A 15,199-nucleotide genomic window follows, 5' to 3' on the forward strand; every position below is an offset into this window, starting at 1 on the left:
GGTGCCATTCTCGTAGAAGGGACGGTGTTGCACGAAACCTTGGTAGGACGTTGTGTAAGGGTCTACACATCCATAGCCCACTGTTCGCGCTCGATTGTGATTGTATTCTTTGCTCCGCGAGGCTTTCCATCAAGCCGAATGATAACCGTCTTGTACAATTCCACTGCTTCTGGAGCAGAAGGGGCCTCCACGATGATCGCGAATGGGCCGCTGGAAATGATCACGTCGTCTGGTCCAACTGAGGTTGCCTCGCGTGCGTGATGCTCAAGACAGCGTGGAGATGGCAATGGAATCTCGTCGGTTACACCAAGGAGATCAGCGATACCACGCTCCATCGATGATTTAATGGACTTCGCGCTTTCCTGGAGCATGGCGCGGACATCTGCATTCATCATACTGTCTTCACCGTTACGAATTGCTTTTGCCAGCTCCTCTAACAGTGACATGCCAGCGTCAAATTCCAACAGACCTTTGGTGAGATCTGCCCCGTTTAGGATTGCTGCGCTAGCCGCCTTACGGGCAACAACACCGAGTGCACGTTCGCTCATCGTGTCGCTATAGCCAACAAAGATGACTTCACAGTCTTGGCGATTGGTCGGGCGATACGCACGGCGTTTTGCCTGAAACAAATCATATAGGCTGTAGACAGGCTCGAGTACGACAATGGACGACCATGCAATCAGGTTCAGACCGGTTTTCACGAGTCTGGGATTGCAGATGACGACCTGTGTGTCATCCTCTTCACGCTCCTTAAACCATTGGGCCCGTTCACCAGGTTTCACGGTTGTTGAGCGGAGGATCGCAATCTTGAGCGGGGTTTCGTGGTTGAGTCCTGCCAGTTCCGCCACTTTGTGCTGGAGATCAATACAAATATCGTGCTTATCACCGGTATGCTCGACAAAAACAAGCACACGGCGACCAGTATTAATCCGCTCAGCACAGAATTCTGCGAGGTACTCGTGATGGGGAAGAATTGTATCTGAAGCTAGGGTATCGGCCTGATATACCTCATTCACAATCTTTGATGCGATGGTGACCTCGCGCCATGGTTGATAGGGGTAGCGAAGCGTTCCCCTAAGATACGATGCGAGCGCATCATATCCACCAGCGGCAATCATACGTCTGCCCACATCTTCAAGATCGTCATACTGAGCACGAACATTTGGTGGCATGCTCAGCAAGACCATATCTTCCGTATAGCCGGGCATGTTGAACCCCATCTGATCGATAAGGGCCATAACCGATGTATTTTGGACAATGGTTGCGAGCTGCGCAGTAATACCCGGTCGCTCACGCACGACTGTTTCACAGCGTGATTTACCACTATAGTGGCCAGCATCATCGCGGCGTTCAATCTCACGGTCAATGACTGCAGTGATTCCTGCTTCTCGGACAAACTGCGGCTGGTTGTTCCAACCCCAGCGATCTATAACGATCTTGTTATCCATCCGGAGTAAGAGTCCATACAAGGTACTTGCATACCCGCCATACAATGTCCCGGTGAGGCCGATGGTATAGCGGCTGGCCTTTTTCATCGCGCCAAAAGCACGACCAAGTGCTGTGGTGAGACCCTTGCATTCGTGGATTTCATCCGCTAGGTACACATCAACCATGCCGGCGTAGCGTTTGCCAATGAGCAGTCCCAGCGCATAGCGGGCATTGCTGGTCGGTCGTTCTCCAGGTAGAGCACGGTATCCATTCTCGTCATAGTAAAACTCCTGCCATTCTGGTGTTTGCCAGATTGGATGCGTGCGATCATGGACATTGTCCTGAACCCGACTGGCTTGGCCAAGCCGTTCGTTACAGTACACACAGGTGATCGTGCGAAGTCCTTTTCGTCGCAGCATTGCTGGTGAGATCCCAGCACCTTTTTGATTCAGTGCACGTCGGCCGCAGCGGGGGCAGCATACCCCATGGCGCGGAAGGACAAATGTTTGTCGCAGGATGCGATCCCGCTCTCGCTTCCATAGCGGGAGCCGGAGTATCTTCGTTTCCCCATCAGCATTTATGTAGCTATGTTCCCACTGTATTGGTTCATCCGTGGTGGGGCTCTCTGCATCAGCACCAACGGTTGCCTCAACCTGCTTGGCTTTTTGACGTTGCCGCTTATAGGCAGCCTCGTTGGCCTCGATCTCGGCATCAACATTGGCATAGAACCGATCCCGCTTGGCGCGGAGCATGTCGAGTCGTGTTGCTGTAGTGCTTGTTCTGGTGATTGCTCCGCGCTCCAGTTCGCGTATCTCAGCTCCAAGCGTTGCACCGGAGTCGAGCTTAAGTTTGGAGTTGGCGATCATGCCAACGAGTGGTTTTGTAGGGGTATGCACCGCATCGCGGAAGAATTGTCCCACATCTGAGGGGGACTCAAGGATGCGAATATCCCATGTATTGCCAAGATACTGATTCCATTCGTCGTACCATGGTGGCAGTGCTGCCCCTTTTTTGCCGGCGTAGAAATCAGCGACTTGTTTGGCCTCCCCGATAAGGTGGCCAGGTCCGGTAACAATCGTAACAAATGCACGTGAGCGGGTCATGGTGACATAATCCTTTCAAAAAAAAAGAACGCCGAATCACCATGACACGCCCCAGTGGGCGTGCGATGGGATCGCAGTGTCCACTGGGGTGTGATCATTCATCAAAGAAGCCCTGAATCATCGAGGTGATGGAGAATATGGGCAATGCCTAGCCCAATACTGGTGTTATGGCTGACAATTCCGTTGGAAATGAAGGCATGGGTTTCTGGTACTGTCAGGTCATAACAGGGCTGGAGTCCAGTATCTTCAATGGTGACGATTTTGTCCCAAAAGAAGGCTGGGGTGGTGAGTGACTGGAGCTCAGGATAATGCTCAGCCATCTGGCGAAGTTTTGCATATCCAGGTGCCTGTAATTTGCGGAGATACATCCGAAACTCACGGGGAACCTTGTCGAACTGAATCGCTGGGAGATGCGGAACGACGTCGATATTCGTATTCGATGTGATTGGCAAGAGATGTCTGCGCTCCTGCTTGCGTTCAAGGCGAAAGCCGATATGCTCGTAAAACGCCTTGGCCTGGGTCCCGTTCATGGCGATCATCCATGCGCCTGCCTTCGAGTTGGGCCTAAACCGCCGGGTGGCAATGATGCCAAACTGGAGGAGCAAGAGATGAACCTGGTGAGCCAGGCGTTTTGATGCTGAGCAGAATTCAACCGTTCCATCATTCAGGGCTGACCCATCGGTATCAAACAAGCCTTGCAAGAACGCACGGATGATTGACTGGGGAGCCTGAAGAATGCAGGGTGGGATTTCCTTGTGAAGTGATAGAACGTTCATGAATCCCAGCTGATTGAGCCACTCCTTGAAGAGCCGACTATGGATACGATAGCCGTAGGAGGCGTTTTTCGTTTCAACGAGCGTTAACCCCATAGGCTTAATCTCAGTGCTGATGGCATTGAGCAGGGGGGCATCGGCTGACGTAAAGCCGACACTATTAATATGCCGCATACATCCGTCCCCTAGGATCAACCCAAACAGATAGGCTAGATCCTCGGTAAGATGTGATGGATATTCCACAGGTTTTGGATGTCCTCCCGGGATGTTGATAGGGGTGAATGGCGGCAACGCTGTCGTATTGCCCCATACCTGATCATGGCGCTGAATGGCGATGTACTCACCAACGGTGACATCAGCAAGCTGTTTCCACCGTCGCTCTCCATCGCGGCCGAGCACAAGAACGGGGTGGACGAGTGTTCCAGTTAGCTCATATCCGCAGCGTGACATAACACGCAGAGTGCGTTTGACACCGCTGTTGTAAAAGTGGCTAGTGTGACGGGGACCATCCGGTGTTTGCACAACGATATCTAGTCGAGCAAATGAGTCCTCTGGCGTATGGGCAGGCATAAGCGATTCAATGGAGACAAGCCCTTGTGCTGTTGGGATAAGAGTTCCGGCACAAACGCACTTCCCGCCGCCCATTTCGACGGCCAGAAAGCCGGCATCAGGGGTTTCCCCCCACGCATCATCGTAGGTCGTCAAAAATCGCACCATCGCTGCTGCGAGGTGTTTTTGCATCGGGATAAGTCCAGGCTCATAGCCAGGAAGTGCCCGCCCGTCAGCTCGTTGGAGGTCGTTTAACCAGCCGGCCGTCAGCGGGTCCATATCCAAGCCGTATTTCGGTGGGGCCGCAGTCGTGACCGCATCTAGGAGGCTTTGAGCCGTCCCTTTGTTGGCCATCAGTTCTGCCATACCGCGATCACCGCTGTAACACCGAAGTGTTCCATCGCTTTCATCAAGCGTAAAGACCACGGGGACTCGCCGAGTGACATTGATCGTGTCTGTGATCGTAGCGCTGGTTGTTTCCCTCGTCTCGGTGTATTTTTCGGTTTTCTCTTCGGTTGATCCTTTAATCAGTTGCAATCGGCCACCGATTTCGAGGACTTCGCCGTTGATTTCGCCGTCGGCAATCCGGATCATAGACTGGGACGGATTGAGCGGTGCTGCAGGGCGCAGCCGGGCATGAGTCAAGGTTCCGTGGGCGGCCGTATGGCTTTTTGAGCGCCAGGCTCCTCCACCCTTGATCACATCCTGCATCGCCATCGTTGGCGTACCGAGCGACCCATCCTTCCATATGATCTTCTTCTTCGTGCCAATGGGCTTCGGAAGGACATACAACGATTCCGGCTGCTGCTCTAGGATGGGGAGGTCGCTGGCCAAAAGTTCTTTGATCCGGGCTGCTTCAGCGCGAAGCTCGGTGCCAATACGCGGAACGTCACGCACGACCCCAAAGACAACGGCCTCTCGCCAGCGCCGGTGCTCGTCAGGAAATTGATAGATGCGGAGGTTGTCATAACACCGTGCGAGGTGATTGACCCCTTCCTGGCGGGCGAAGATGTCTTGCGGGGTGACCAAGATAGTAACACCACCGGGCTGCACCCAGCCCCCTTCTTCGATGACGCGGCGGAATCCTTTGATTTCCAGCCGACCACCGCCTTCGTGCTTCGTGTCTTCACTGAAGGGTGGATTGAGGTATGCCAGTTGGCTAAAGTGGCGTGTGGCTTGGAGCGCCTTCAAGGTGTCGCAGCACGTCACGTGGGTGGCGTGTGTGGCACACTCTTTAGCACGCTCATCGTGGATATCATTGAGATAGAGTCGTCCAGTTGGGATAGCACACTGGGCTGCAATAATGCTGGCTGCGATAGCACGACCGGCATAGGCATCCAGCATTCGGGCCGCCCCATGGGGGTCGGATACAAACGACGCCATCATTGCGGCGACATCTGCATGGACTTCTTGGAAGCCGAAATCGGTCCAGTTTGCGATACGAGCCATAGTGAGTCACTCCTTATGTACGTGTGCGGAGTGTCCAGGTGGCCCACAGGTGCGGGCGGTCACACTGGACACTCCCGCACAGGGTTTGTTTAATCAAGCGATTCATCATCGTCATGCTCAGCGTCTGCTCCTTCAGAGACAATCACGGGCATGAGGATGGTTTCATCTGGGTCATTAAGCCCAAACATTTCAATGGTTCCATCCGCATCAGGAACACCAACGCAGAATGAAACGATTTTTCCCCAACGGGTGCACTCGCCAGCAAGAACCCAATACCCGGTGCAGCCGGATGCTGGGATCTTGATGATGAGCCCAGCTTTGATACCCTCTTCCCATAGTCGAGCCGCCCACTCATGGCGAACTGGCAGGGGAGATGCAATATCCAACTGGTTAAAGAAGTGATCAAGATCAGCGATGCCATCTTCTCCCGTGATATGGAGAAATGGCTGACCTACCTTTGGACGGTGGACCGTCCAATGTTCGACGACGATATGTCCGAGGCCGCTGGTTTCGAGCGGCGCATCATTCCAATGCTGACGATATTGCCCTTTTCCTTCAACACGGCGGGCTGCTGTGTAGAGTGGCATGTCAGCAATGCGATAGCCGAGGGCAACCAAGGGATTCCATTCGCGCGTCGGGAGTTTGACCAGCGCTCGCTTGGAATCCATAAAGGTAGCCCATAATGCCGTCAGTTTCTTATGTCCCCCAACAGCGCTGAAATACACAACTTCAGGAAATTGTCCTGAGGGTGTGAGCGTTGCTGGAAGGGCTGCCCAACACACCATGTCTACGCTGGCCTTGCTGGGCAATTCGGTGATCATGGGTTTTCCATCGCGCATATGATTGCGCAGCGGATTGTTAGGGAGTGTTCTGATAAGCGACTCACCATCTTCATTGATATGCCACGAGGTACCACCGAGTGCTGTTAAACAGACAGCAAGGTGGATTGGCAGATGGTCGAGATCAGGCACATCAGTGCTTAATCCATAGTCATAGAGCCGTCGTTGTTTCCACCAGACGGTAAGTGTCTCCGCAAAAAGCATTTGGGTGATGCTTCCATCTGGGTTTGCATGCCCAACACTAGACAGCAGCGCCGTATGAATATCTCGCAGGAAGTTACTAAGAAAGCGAACGTAGGTGTATGGGCGCTGCCATGTTGCAGGGAGCCGTTCCACCTTGGCTCCATACCCATAGTAATAGGGTAGTAAGCGAAATCCTAATGTGGGCAAGATGCTGTCTGCCATCGGATCTGCAAGAACCAGTTTCATAGGCTCGCTGGTTTCGCTGACGTTCTCAGCAGCCTTGTGTGCACGTGCATGAAGTGTGTGAATCGCCTCTCCGTCAGAGAGGCGAGAAAAAATACTGTTCATAAAAACCTCCACAGCCGCCCAGATGAACGGCTGCATCATGCAATCGTTCCCTTGGAGCGGCGTGAACGGTTCGGTTCAATCAGATCAGGCGCGCTAGTGCCTCGTCAAGTCGTTGGAGAAGCTGGCCCGAATCATCTGTGTGAACAAAGGTTGTGGTCGCCAAACTATGTTGTTCGCTTACTCGCCAGTGGCGTGAAGCATTAAAACATACTTCGACTGAGATTCCTTGTGGGTTGAGTAAATCGTTGTTACCTCCTCCTGTTGGAAGAGTAAACCGTGCCATCCACGCAATATCACGTTCATAGCGAACGCTATACTGTGTGGTAAAGGTTGTGCCAAATGCCTGCTCAAAAAGAGCTTGGGCGTACGCTGCTGTGAAAATGCCGCGAGTGCAGTCTTCTTGTGTGGCCCATTGAAGGGGCCAATAGTGGATATTTGGGGCTGAATCGTCGCCAATCCAATGTTCATATGTTGGATCATGCGGGTCATAGAGGTACATATGCTATCTCCTTAGCCATCCTTTCGGACAGCTGCATAAAAAGCGTCCAGAAGAGGAAGGTAAAGGATGTATTTCAGGCTACATAAGCATCATCAGTTGGTGTTGATGGTTCGATTGTCGGCTGGAGGATGGGCTTGCTCAACAAGTCATACACAAGCCGATTTAATCGTGTCTCTGCTTCGAGATAGGTTGGTGCATATCCAACTAATTCTCCATTGAGATAGAGTGCAAAGTCTCCGGTTTTTCGATCATAGACGATCTGTTTTTGATACATGACAGGAGCTCCTTCAAAAAGAAGGATTGCACACTAGAGTCCCTAATGAGGGCACACCGTGTGCAATCCTCATTAGGGACTAATATGGAACGAATAGAAGGTATGCTTGTTTGTGATCTGAGGCTCCATCAATGATGAAGCATTGTCTTTGTTTGATTCGCAGTCTGTTGGAGAACTTGTTGTGCCGCTATTTGCAGGGCAGTACCAGCGGAATCATCTGCGCGTGGTTTCCACACAGTCGCAATATGCGCCAAGTGTTCTACCTGAAGTTCGCCAAGTCTTTTGCCCCGAGTAATGGTGCCAATGTGGCATATCACATTTTCAGGGGCAATGGATGAGACTGTTTCTTGAGCTTCAAGAGTATCCCAATCGACGGTGTCTTCATGATTAGGAATGAGTGGTGATGTTTGGCGATCAGTGAATCGTTTTTGTTGCGCTGTGCGTCGTACTTGTTCAAGATCGCGCTGGTGTATGAGTAAGAAATCGCGTATCTCCAAGCAAATTCCAATGAAATCATCATCAGGAAAGCGCATTGTGATGCTCGTAGTAGGTTTGCCGTTGGGAGCAATGCCTCCAGTGGCGGTCTTTTTACCAGGGCCGATAGTGATGCCTATCCGCCAAGGAAAACGACTAAACTTGTTATCAGAGCCCGGATCAAACTCGACTTTGAAAAGTCGGCTTTCAATACTATCTTCTCGGAACGATCCTCCAAATACCTCAAGTTTCCAGCCATGTTGCCGTGCTGCCCCAATGAGAACGTGATGGATGAGGAGCTTGGCCTTGATGATGGGAAGATAGGCATTACCTCGATCAAGATGAATACGACGCTCACGATCGTAGCTCACCAATTCCCATTCAAGACGCTCGATGCCGAGTGCATCGTACACATTACAAAATGCCTTATTTGTGGCATATTCAATAAGGGCGTATTTAATATGATCAGCCATAGATGCTCCACAGCATGCCCCATCACAGACGGGGTATGCTACAATAAACATACACCGATGATAGGAATAGCGGGAGGTTTGTATGAGTTTTACCCTCTGGCTCTGTACTCATCCGCTCACGTGGGCACCACAATGGGTGCAGACGTGGCGTCAGCGCCATATTGCTCGGGTCGGAGAAGCGCGGATTATGCCGCGGCTCCTCGCTGCGCAAGCACAAGGTATTGGTATCAACGATGGATGGGTTGAGCCGGGGACTCCTTGCCAAGAGATCTTGGTGTGGTTTGATGAGCAAATCGCAGCAACGCCACGAATCCCGCTTGATGTGTTTCGCATGGTGGTTGCGCGATGTACCGCTGAAGAACAGGGCCATCAACTCTCCAGCGATGCGGTTATTGTTAATTGGCAGGGAACCCGTGCTACATGGTGGTCTGAAGGCCGTGACCATGTCGGTACCGCACTTGGAGACCACCATGACGGTCTCTATGTGGTAGCCAGCGGTGCCGGCCATACATGGCATCATTCCCCTAATAAGTGAGGGGCATTCCGCGTAGACCAATGACGGCCTTCTTCGGTGCCGATCCAGCGCGTAAATGCGCTGAGCCATGCATTTTGTGCATATGCGAGTTGTGTTTCGCTCGGCTTCTTGCCTTTGGCATACATCTCATCAACGATAAACATTGCTGCTTGTTCGGCTGGACTCATGACTTCACGCCAAATAATACGAACGACCCAGCCCTCCACTTGGATGATATCTGGGCCTAACTGGAACTGCATTCCTCCCGAATCTTGTCCACCTTGTTTGATGGATAGACGGCCGGCGAGAAATCCGATAATGAGCAGAATCGTCCCACTGATAAGAGTGGTTTCCATAGCAGTACCTCCATACACCACCCTCGCCAACTGCCGAGGGTGCTTCATTTAAGAAACAGTCCGACAGATCGCGTGTGTAGCAAATGGCCGTACTTTTAGGGAATAAAAAAGCGACCTATAGACAATGGTATAGGTCGCTCAAGTGTTGCCCAGTAGGCTATTTGGTATGGTGACTGGTTTGTTGATCACAGACCGCCAATGTGCAGCTGACGGATTCCCCGACCGTATCGGCGGTATTTTTGATTGCTTTGCTACCCGCAGGAAGAATGACGGCAACCATAAGAATGGCAACGACAAAGAACGCGAGCAGTCCGATCATGTATTTTTTGAAATCAGCACTCATGAGAGTCTCCTAAAAGGCCACCCCGCTTCCAACCGCCGGGGTGCAAATAATTGCACCCGCGAACAGCGGGAATACGAGGGAGCATTTTGGAAGCCCCTCAAATGTTTAGGATTAATCAGCCCTCCGAGCTATGCAGGAATCGAGGACTCCATGCATGATCTGGGGGCGTGTTCTTTGATCACGACAGCGTTATGTGCTGTGAACGATGCTCCTTAAAATCTGAGTTAGATTTAAGTTTGGAATGACAACCATTTCTTTTTCGAAGAGGATGACTGTGATCAGTCCTGCTCCGAGGAGATTGCTTAAGGTGACGCTTGTGGGTGGCATGTTTCTGCCGCCACAGTAGTGATCGCAAGACGGCGAGATGCCGACGATATATCCATAGCCTTTTGGCGAGCAGACCCGCCAGGGCAATAGTGCTGATCGCCATGATCGTCTGTCCATTCCGGGCAATAAGATCGAGAATCATGCTGGTGCCAATGGTTGTCTTGATGAAATTGAAGCCCAATTTTTTGAACTGGGGTACATTCATCAAGCCAAGGGCGATCAGAAGACTCACGAAGCTCATCTCAAATACATTGCGGACAAGATCGTCTACAAGCGATACAATCATTGGAAGAATCCTCCTGCGCCATGAGGCGCACAACTGAGTGTGATAGCCACATGGGTAGCAGAAGTGCTACCGAACAAACTAAAACAAAAAACGCCGAAAGCGCAATGCGACACCAGCCGCTCGATTATTGATCCAGCGGTGACGGTGTGCTTGAACTCTGGCGAGTGTATGAGAGCCACTATCGTGAGACAGGGCCGATGGGGGTGCGATCACATCGTCGCTCGGTGAGCGGGCAGATCAAAGCACCGTATCCATAAAAGCTCAACCCCGTTGGGATCGGGGGAACGTGAAGAAACGTACCAACACACAGGTCAACGAGGTGTTATCCCAATCCTGAGGACACGATGGTTGGCGCGAAGCTATGACTCCATAGTGTGTACATCGCTCACGATAGTGAGGATGTCCATGATGGATGGTTGTCAAGGAGCCATAGATTGCATTGATACAACATAAGACCAAGAGCTACTTCATCATCATTCAACTGGGGCGGCTAGGGCGGCTAGGGCGATCACATCAGCCAAAAAGAGTGGCGTTAGTGATGAGCGCTTGCGGGCGCTAACGAGCGTTAGTTGGATGATGAATTGTTAATTAATCCTGTTCCATATCGTATCGAGCAATAAATCTATTATACAATAGGCGAAGGAGCATATGCAAGTGGTTTGCCGATATGCTTGTAGGCTAACCTGATTGGAAAAGCACATTGGGAGTTCTTTATATGCGTCTGTTTTTTGACTCAAATATCCTCACATATATCGCTATCTTTGAGAATTTCTTTAATGAACGAACTGAAAGTTCTTGGGAAGAAGCAAACATGGTTTGGACGCAATTACAAGGAAATACTCTCGATGTAAACTTAGAGCGTGAAATTCAGGCATTACTGCTTATCTATCTTATAGATGATAAAGCCCATTTTGACTGGCTATGTTCTGATATTGCCATTGGTGAGATTAGCCGTATCAGCGATGTTACTAAGCGATATTGGCACTCGGATCTTATAGGACGACTTATGGAGCATAGACAGAATGTTTACGAAGAAGAGGAGCGTGTTCTTGATAATGATGAGCGGGATAACATCTATAATGCCTTATTAGCTGACTTACCTAAAAGGATGCACGATGATGGCCGACAGTTTTGTGAGGCTCTCGTTGTAGATGCTGATTATTTTATCACTAACGATACAGAGTTCATTAAAAAAATCAAGGATTATGATGTTGCACAAATTGCCATAAAAGCAAGTGATATACCATTTGTACGCTTGGCTCTAGAAAATGGATCTGTATAGATATGAGTATATAGCCTATCGGAAGACTAGGTCATTGTATAGGTTCTGTCTGATAATTCGAAGTCATACCGTATGCCACCTTAAAAAATGACCATTAATATGCTGATCGGGGCAGCCTGATGGTGATTTTCATATCTATGATGCAGTTCTACACCTTTACATGGGCGGTATCATCAATTATCAGACAGAACCTAGTTTTTTATGGTATCAACCCATAATCACCAACGACATAATTATAAATATTCTTTATAATGGAGATGATGTATGGCTAACGATGATCCCTTAGATTTGTTGCCTGTTCCGACGTCGGAAACTCAGCAACGACATAGTATCCCTATGTCTGTTGTGCTGTTCACACACATCGTCTCCCAGTTCATCCTCATCGTAACCGCTGCTATGATTAGGGCTATCGGTCTTGGATTACGGCAGGAGAATCACGATGATGACTCGTTGGTTTGCCGATCGCATGACGTTCTATCAGTTGCTCCACGACCACCCTGACTGGTCGAATCGCCAGTTTGCGGCGGCCACCCAGCGTTCCAATGCATGGGTCAAAAAATGGAAAGCACGCCTTGGTTCCCCACCCCATCCTGATCCCATCGTGGCCTGCCAAAGCCAGTCACGCGCCCGCAAAACCCTACCACCCGCGTGGAGCAATGCCGTTATTGAGCGCATTCTGGCGTTACGCGATACGCTGTCGGTGCAGTACAACCGCGTCGTTGGGGCCAAAACGATTCTGGCCTATCTCCAGCGTGATCCTGATCTCGCGAGTGAGCACCTTCCGTCTTCCCCGGTCACAGTCTGGAAGATTCTGCGCCAACATCAGCGGATCTACCAGCGCCCCATACCACCCCGGAAACCATCCTGCTGTCCCGCACCGATGCAGGAAATTGAGATTGACTTTACCGATGTCACGACCATTCCCCCTGATCCAACCGGCAAGCGCCGCCATGCGGTCGAAGCCTTTGCCTGGATCGATGCAGGCACGGCGATTCCGTTTGCCGTAGTCGTTGATGGTGATTTTCATATGGCCTCGGTCATCCGCACGACTGCGCGGATTCTCCAAACCCATGGCGTGCCCCCGCTGATTCGGATGGATCGTGACCCGCGCTTTGTTGGCAGCACGGCCAAAGCGGACTTTCCATCCCCATTCATGCGCCTGTTGCTGACCTTGGGGATTCACATTGACCTCTGTCCGCCGCAACGACCCGACAAGAAGGGGGTCGTCGAACGCTTTCATAAGACCTATCAAGAAGAATGTCTCTTTAAACACTGGCCGACCACCGAGGCCGAAGCGCAAGCGCACTTGGATACGTACTGTACGTGGTACACGACCGAGCGACCACACCAAGGCCGTGGATGTGCCAACCGTCCGCCTGCTGTAGCGTATCCCGATCGCCCGGTGCTGCCCGCCGTGCCAGCCATGGTCGATGCTGATGGGTGGTTGCGTGCGCGGGATGGCTGGACGGTTGTTCGGCGGGTGAATCGCCATGGCGCAATCAAGATTGATACGCAGCACTATCACATTGGGACACGCTCCGCAGGCCAAGAGGTCGCAGTGACCCTGGAGGCGACGACCGCCGAGTTGGTCGTCCGGAGTGGAGAAACCGTGATCAAACGCCTGCGGATCAAAGGCTTGCTCGGTGGCATGATGCCCTTTGAGCAGCTGGTAAACCAGCTATGCGAACAATGTCGGCAGGAACGCGTCCGGTTACGCAACCGCCCGCCAGCTCGTCCCCACAAACGATGGACACGATGAGGATGAACGGGGTCACGATGTGCGTGCACACTTAGCCACGACCCCCCGAACATATACTGATACCTACGCGGCAGTGTCGTCGAGCACAAAGGAAAGTTGCTCCGCGAGGTCTTTTTGGGGCTTCCGGCGCGGTGTGCTCCCCACATAGCGTGTTTTTTGCCAGTCCTCTTCAATCACATCCCACAGCATTAACTGCCGACTGCCAAAGGGATGTTCATAGCGCGTGCCGTTCTCCATCGTGCGTATCCAGCCATCCTGATCAATGGTCGCCGGATATGACCGCAGATGGTGATCGGCGTAGGTGATCGTGACATGCTGTGGTTCTAACCACACGTCCACCGATTCCTTTGCCAACCCAATTTCACCATAGATCCGCCAGCGGCGAACGCGCATAAAACCGACGCGATCTACCCGTCGTTTCAGTCGTGTTGCCGCAAAAATGCGCTGGAGTGTGCGCGCGGGATAGGGTCGGCCACCGACCCAGGCCAAGACCTCGGCGGGCGTTGCGCGATCATCGTGACGCTGCCGATGCGCCCAGTGGGCTTCGGTATTGTAGTGGCTGACCCAGCGGTCATGGGCTTGTCGGAGCGCATCCCAACTCTGGGCTGCCCGAAAGCCATCTTCGGCTTCGTCCATCATGCGCCGTTGGATGTTAAACGTTGTTTCAATATAGGACTGCCACGGCTGGCGTTTCTCGATGTGCCGCCGTTGAATGCCCAAATGCTGATAAATCTGCTGGAGACGTTCCGATCGAAAGACGCTCCCTGAGTCACTCACGATGCCTTCGGGGCAGCCATGATAGGCAATGGCATCATAGAGCACCTTCACCACCGCCGTCGTGTCTTGAATGCGACTAATCGCGCTCGATAGGATGGCACGGCTGTAATTTTCTAAGATAGAAATACAGTAAATATGGCCACCACCCAAGCGATGCATGTCGAGGTAGCGAATGTCAATGGTCCACCATTGGTGGCGATAGGCAGCGGCAAACGGCATGGGGCGTGGCTGGCGCGGTTGCGGTGGGCGCGTGCCACGTAATTCCGCATACAGATCGCGATTGACGGCCATAATGCGGCCACAGGTACGTGGACTCAGGCGAATGCCTTCACGACGCAGGGCCGCGTGCATCCGCCATGCGCCTAAGAGCGGGTTGCGTTGTAAACGGCGAATCCGTTGTTGGATAGCAATGGTGGCTTTGGGATGGCGGCGATGGGGAGCCGATGAGCGCGACTGCAAGCCGTCAAGGCCTGCGGTATTCCAGCGCTTCAGACAGTCATGCACGGTGGTTCGTCCCATCTGGAGATAGGCGGCAATACTCTTTTTTGTCCATCCTTCGAGCGCGAGCCGAAGGACAGCGCGACGACGCTCAAACGGGTCAGCAATCTGCTGGTAGGGAGGAAAGCGTCGGTCGACCAACTGCGGGAGCGGATGCAGTGTAAGCAGGCGTTTGATCGTTTTGACGTTAGGTCGCCGACCAAATCGAACATAGCAAATCGAGGCCAGTTCATAGGGTTTGAGGGGTGGATGTTCCGCCTTCAGCGCTAAGACAAAAGCAATGATGGCATCGGGCAACCGCGCAGCGCGCTGGAGGGGTGGCGGAGCGGTCACGATGCCAGGTAAGCCATTGGCGCGAAAATGATCAACGTGGTAGGCAACCACATGGTCTGGCATCCCTGTTTCGCTGGCGCGATCAGCAACGGAATGATTGGTCAAAACCACGGGCCGAATGAGTTCATAGAGATATTGTTTGGGGCAGGTAATCTGCATTTGGAGCTGTTGCCAGGCAGGCGCAGCCGTGCGTTTGGGCATAGGAGTGGCCTCACGGGTGATGCTCACAGGTCGATGCCCTTCCTATCCTAGCGGCTTTCTCAGTGCGCGACAAGACCAACATGTGTTCGCTTGTGTAGGGATATCCCTTAGGTATCAGTATATGTTCGGGA

General features: G+C 52.2%; 13 protein-coding genes. 3 read left to right on the forward strand and 10 right to left on the reverse strand.

The genetic code is table 11. The features are described 5' to 3' along the window. Nucleotides 1–62: 62 nt before the first annotated feature. From SE18_RS25770 to SE18_RS25795, 6 genes are all read right to left on the reverse strand, one after another. Nucleotides 63–2,531: a hypothetical protein gene (locus SE18_RS25770; RefSeq protein ID WP_054537361.1), complete on the reverse strand. Its 2,469-nt coding sequence runs from the start codon at nucleotides 2,529–2,531 to the stop codon at nucleotides 63–65. A 101-nt stretch (nucleotides 2,532–2,632) separates the two neighbouring features. After that, nucleotides 2,633–5,302, reverse strand: a complete 2,670-nt coding sequence (locus SE18_RS25775) for an LAGLIDADG family homing endonuclease (RefSeq protein ID WP_054537362.1) — start codon at nucleotides 5,300–5,302, stop codon at nucleotides 2,633–2,635. Between the two features lie 89 nt (nucleotides 5,303–5,391). Further along, nucleotides 5,392–6,711: a hypothetical protein gene (locus tag SE18_RS25780; RefSeq protein ID WP_054537363.1), complete on the reverse strand. Its 1,320-nt coding sequence runs from the start codon at nucleotides 6,709–6,711 to the stop codon at nucleotides 5,392–5,394. A gap of 40 nt (nucleotides 6,712–6,751) precedes the next feature. Then, on the reverse strand, nucleotides 6,752–7,171 hold the full coding sequence (locus tag SE18_RS25785) for a hypothetical protein (protein WP_054537364.1): 420 nt from the start codon (nucleotides 7,169–7,171) through the stop codon (nucleotides 6,752–6,754). A gap of 73 nt (nucleotides 7,172–7,244) precedes the next feature. Continuing rightward, nucleotides 7,245–7,445 (reverse strand): hypothetical protein, encoded by a 201-nt coding sequence (locus tag SE18_RS25790; protein WP_054537365.1) that lies wholly within the window; start codon nucleotides 7,443–7,445, stop codon nucleotides 7,245–7,247. A 128-nt stretch (nucleotides 7,446–7,573) separates the two neighbouring features. Further along, on the reverse strand, nucleotides 7,574–8,392 hold the full coding sequence (locus SE18_RS25795; protein ID WP_054537366.1) for a hypothetical protein: 819 nt from the start codon (nucleotides 8,390–8,392) through the stop codon (nucleotides 7,574–7,576). A 187-nt stretch (nucleotides 8,393–8,579) separates the two neighbouring features. Here SE18_RS25795 and SE18_RS25800 point away from each other — a divergent pair, with 187 nt between their 5' ends. Then, the gene (locus SE18_RS25800) at nucleotides 8,580–8,927 is read left to right on the forward strand and encodes a hypothetical protein (protein WP_152976771.1); all 348 of its coding nucleotides are present in this window, start codon (nucleotides 8,580–8,582) and stop codon (nucleotides 8,925–8,927) included. Here the strand turns inward: SE18_RS25800 and SE18_RS25805 are convergent. The 3 genes from SE18_RS25805 to SE18_RS25815 all read right to left on the reverse strand — a co-directional run bounded on the left by SE18_RS25805 (nucleotide 8,909) and on the right by SE18_RS25815 (nucleotide 10,218). Beyond that, a complete protein-coding gene (locus tag SE18_RS25805) occupies nucleotides 8,909–9,262 on the reverse strand; it encodes a hypothetical protein (protein ID WP_054537368.1) in 354 nt (117 codons plus the stop codon). The two genes, SE18_RS25800 and SE18_RS25805, sit on opposite strands and share 19 nt — an antisense overlap. 157 nt (nucleotides 9,263–9,419) lie before the next feature. Further along, nucleotides 9,420–9,605: a hypothetical protein gene (locus SE18_RS25810; protein WP_054537369.1), complete on the reverse strand. Its 186-nt coding sequence runs from the start codon at nucleotides 9,603–9,605 to the stop codon at nucleotides 9,420–9,422. Between the two features lie 178 nt (nucleotides 9,606–9,783). Continuing rightward, complete coding sequence (locus SE18_RS25815) at nucleotides 9,784–10,218, reverse strand: hypothetical protein (protein WP_054537370.1); 435 nt, start codon at nucleotides 10,216–10,218, stop codon at nucleotides 9,784–9,786. A gap of 715 nt (nucleotides 10,219–10,933) precedes the next feature. On the opposite strand from SE18_RS25815, the gene SE18_RS25820 reads away from it, so the two are divergent. Then, nucleotides 10,934–11,500 (forward strand): hypothetical protein, encoded by a 567-nt coding sequence (locus SE18_RS25820; protein WP_054537371.1) that lies wholly within the window; start codon nucleotides 10,934–10,936, stop codon nucleotides 11,498–11,500. Between the two features lie 439 nt (nucleotides 11,501–11,939). Continuing rightward, entirely contained in the window at nucleotides 11,940–13,259 is a 1,320-nt protein-coding gene (locus SE18_RS25825; protein WP_054537372.1) for an integrase core domain-containing protein, read from the forward strand. A gap of 63 nt (nucleotides 13,260–13,322) precedes the next feature. Here the strand turns inward: SE18_RS25825 and SE18_RS25830 are convergent, their stop codons facing one another. Continuing rightward, nucleotides 13,323–15,068, reverse strand: a complete 1,746-nt coding sequence (locus tag SE18_RS25830) for a helix-turn-helix domain-containing protein (RefSeq protein WP_054537373.1) — start codon at nucleotides 15,066–15,068, stop codon at nucleotides 13,323–13,325. Between the last annotated feature and the right edge of the window lie 131 nt (nucleotides 15,069–15,199).

The sequence above is a fragment of the Herpetosiphon geysericola genome, assembly GCF_001306135.1.
In the GTDB taxonomy this organism is placed as follows: domain Bacteria; phylum Chloroflexota; class Chloroflexia; order Chloroflexales; family Herpetosiphonaceae; genus Herpetosiphon; species Herpetosiphon geysericola.

What these genes read in the sequence shown, in the direction of transcription:
- SE18_RS25770 (WP_054537361.1), bottom strand. Translation starts at nt 2,531, where the DNA reads ATGACCCGCTCACGTGCATTTGTTACGATTGTTACCGGACCTGGCCAC.
- SE18_RS25775 (WP_054537362.1), bottom strand. Translation starts at nt 5,302, where the DNA reads ATGGCTCGTATCGCAAACTGGACCGATTTCGGCTTCCAAGAAGTCCAT.
- SE18_RS25780 (WP_054537363.1), bottom strand. Translation starts at nt 6,711, where the DNA reads ATGATGCAGCCGTTCATCTGGGCGGCTGTGGAGGTTTTTATGAACAGT.
- SE18_RS25785 (WP_054537364.1), bottom strand. Translation starts at nt 7,171, where the DNA reads ATGTACCTCTATGACCCGCATGATCCAACATATGAACATTGGATTGGC.
- SE18_RS25790 (WP_054537365.1), bottom strand. Translation starts at nt 7,445, where the DNA reads ATGTATCAAAAACAGATCGTCTATGATCGAAAAACCGGAGACTTTGCA.
- SE18_RS25795 (WP_054537366.1), bottom strand. Translation starts at nt 8,392, where the DNA reads ATGGCTGATCATATTAAATACGCCCTTATTGAATATGCCACAAATAAG.
- SE18_RS25800 (WP_152976771.1), top strand. Translation starts at nt 8,580, where the DNA reads ATGCCGCGGCTCCTCGCTGCGCAAGCACAAGGTATTGGTATCAACGAT.
- SE18_RS25805 (WP_054537368.1), bottom strand. Translation starts at nt 9,262, where the DNA reads ATGGAAACCACTCTTATCAGTGGGACGATTCTGCTCATTATCGGATTT.
- SE18_RS25810 (WP_054537369.1), bottom strand. Translation starts at nt 9,605, where the DNA reads ATGAGTGCTGATTTCAAAAAATACATGATCGGACTGCTCGCGTTCTTT.
- SE18_RS25815 (WP_054537370.1), bottom strand. Translation starts at nt 10,218, where the DNA reads ATGATTGTATCGCTTGTAGACGATCTTGTCCGCAATGTATTTGAGATG.
- SE18_RS25820 (WP_054537371.1), top strand. Translation starts at nt 10,934, where the DNA reads ATGCGTCTGTTTTTTGACTCAAATATCCTCACATATATCGCTATCTTT.
- SE18_RS25825 (WP_054537372.1), top strand. Translation starts at nt 11,940, where the DNA reads ATGATGACTCGTTGGTTTGCCGATCGCATGACGTTCTATCAGTTGCTC.
- SE18_RS25830 (WP_054537373.1), bottom strand. Translation starts at nt 15,068, where the DNA reads ATGCCCAAACGCACGGCTGCGCCTGCCTGGCAACAGCTCCAAATGCAG.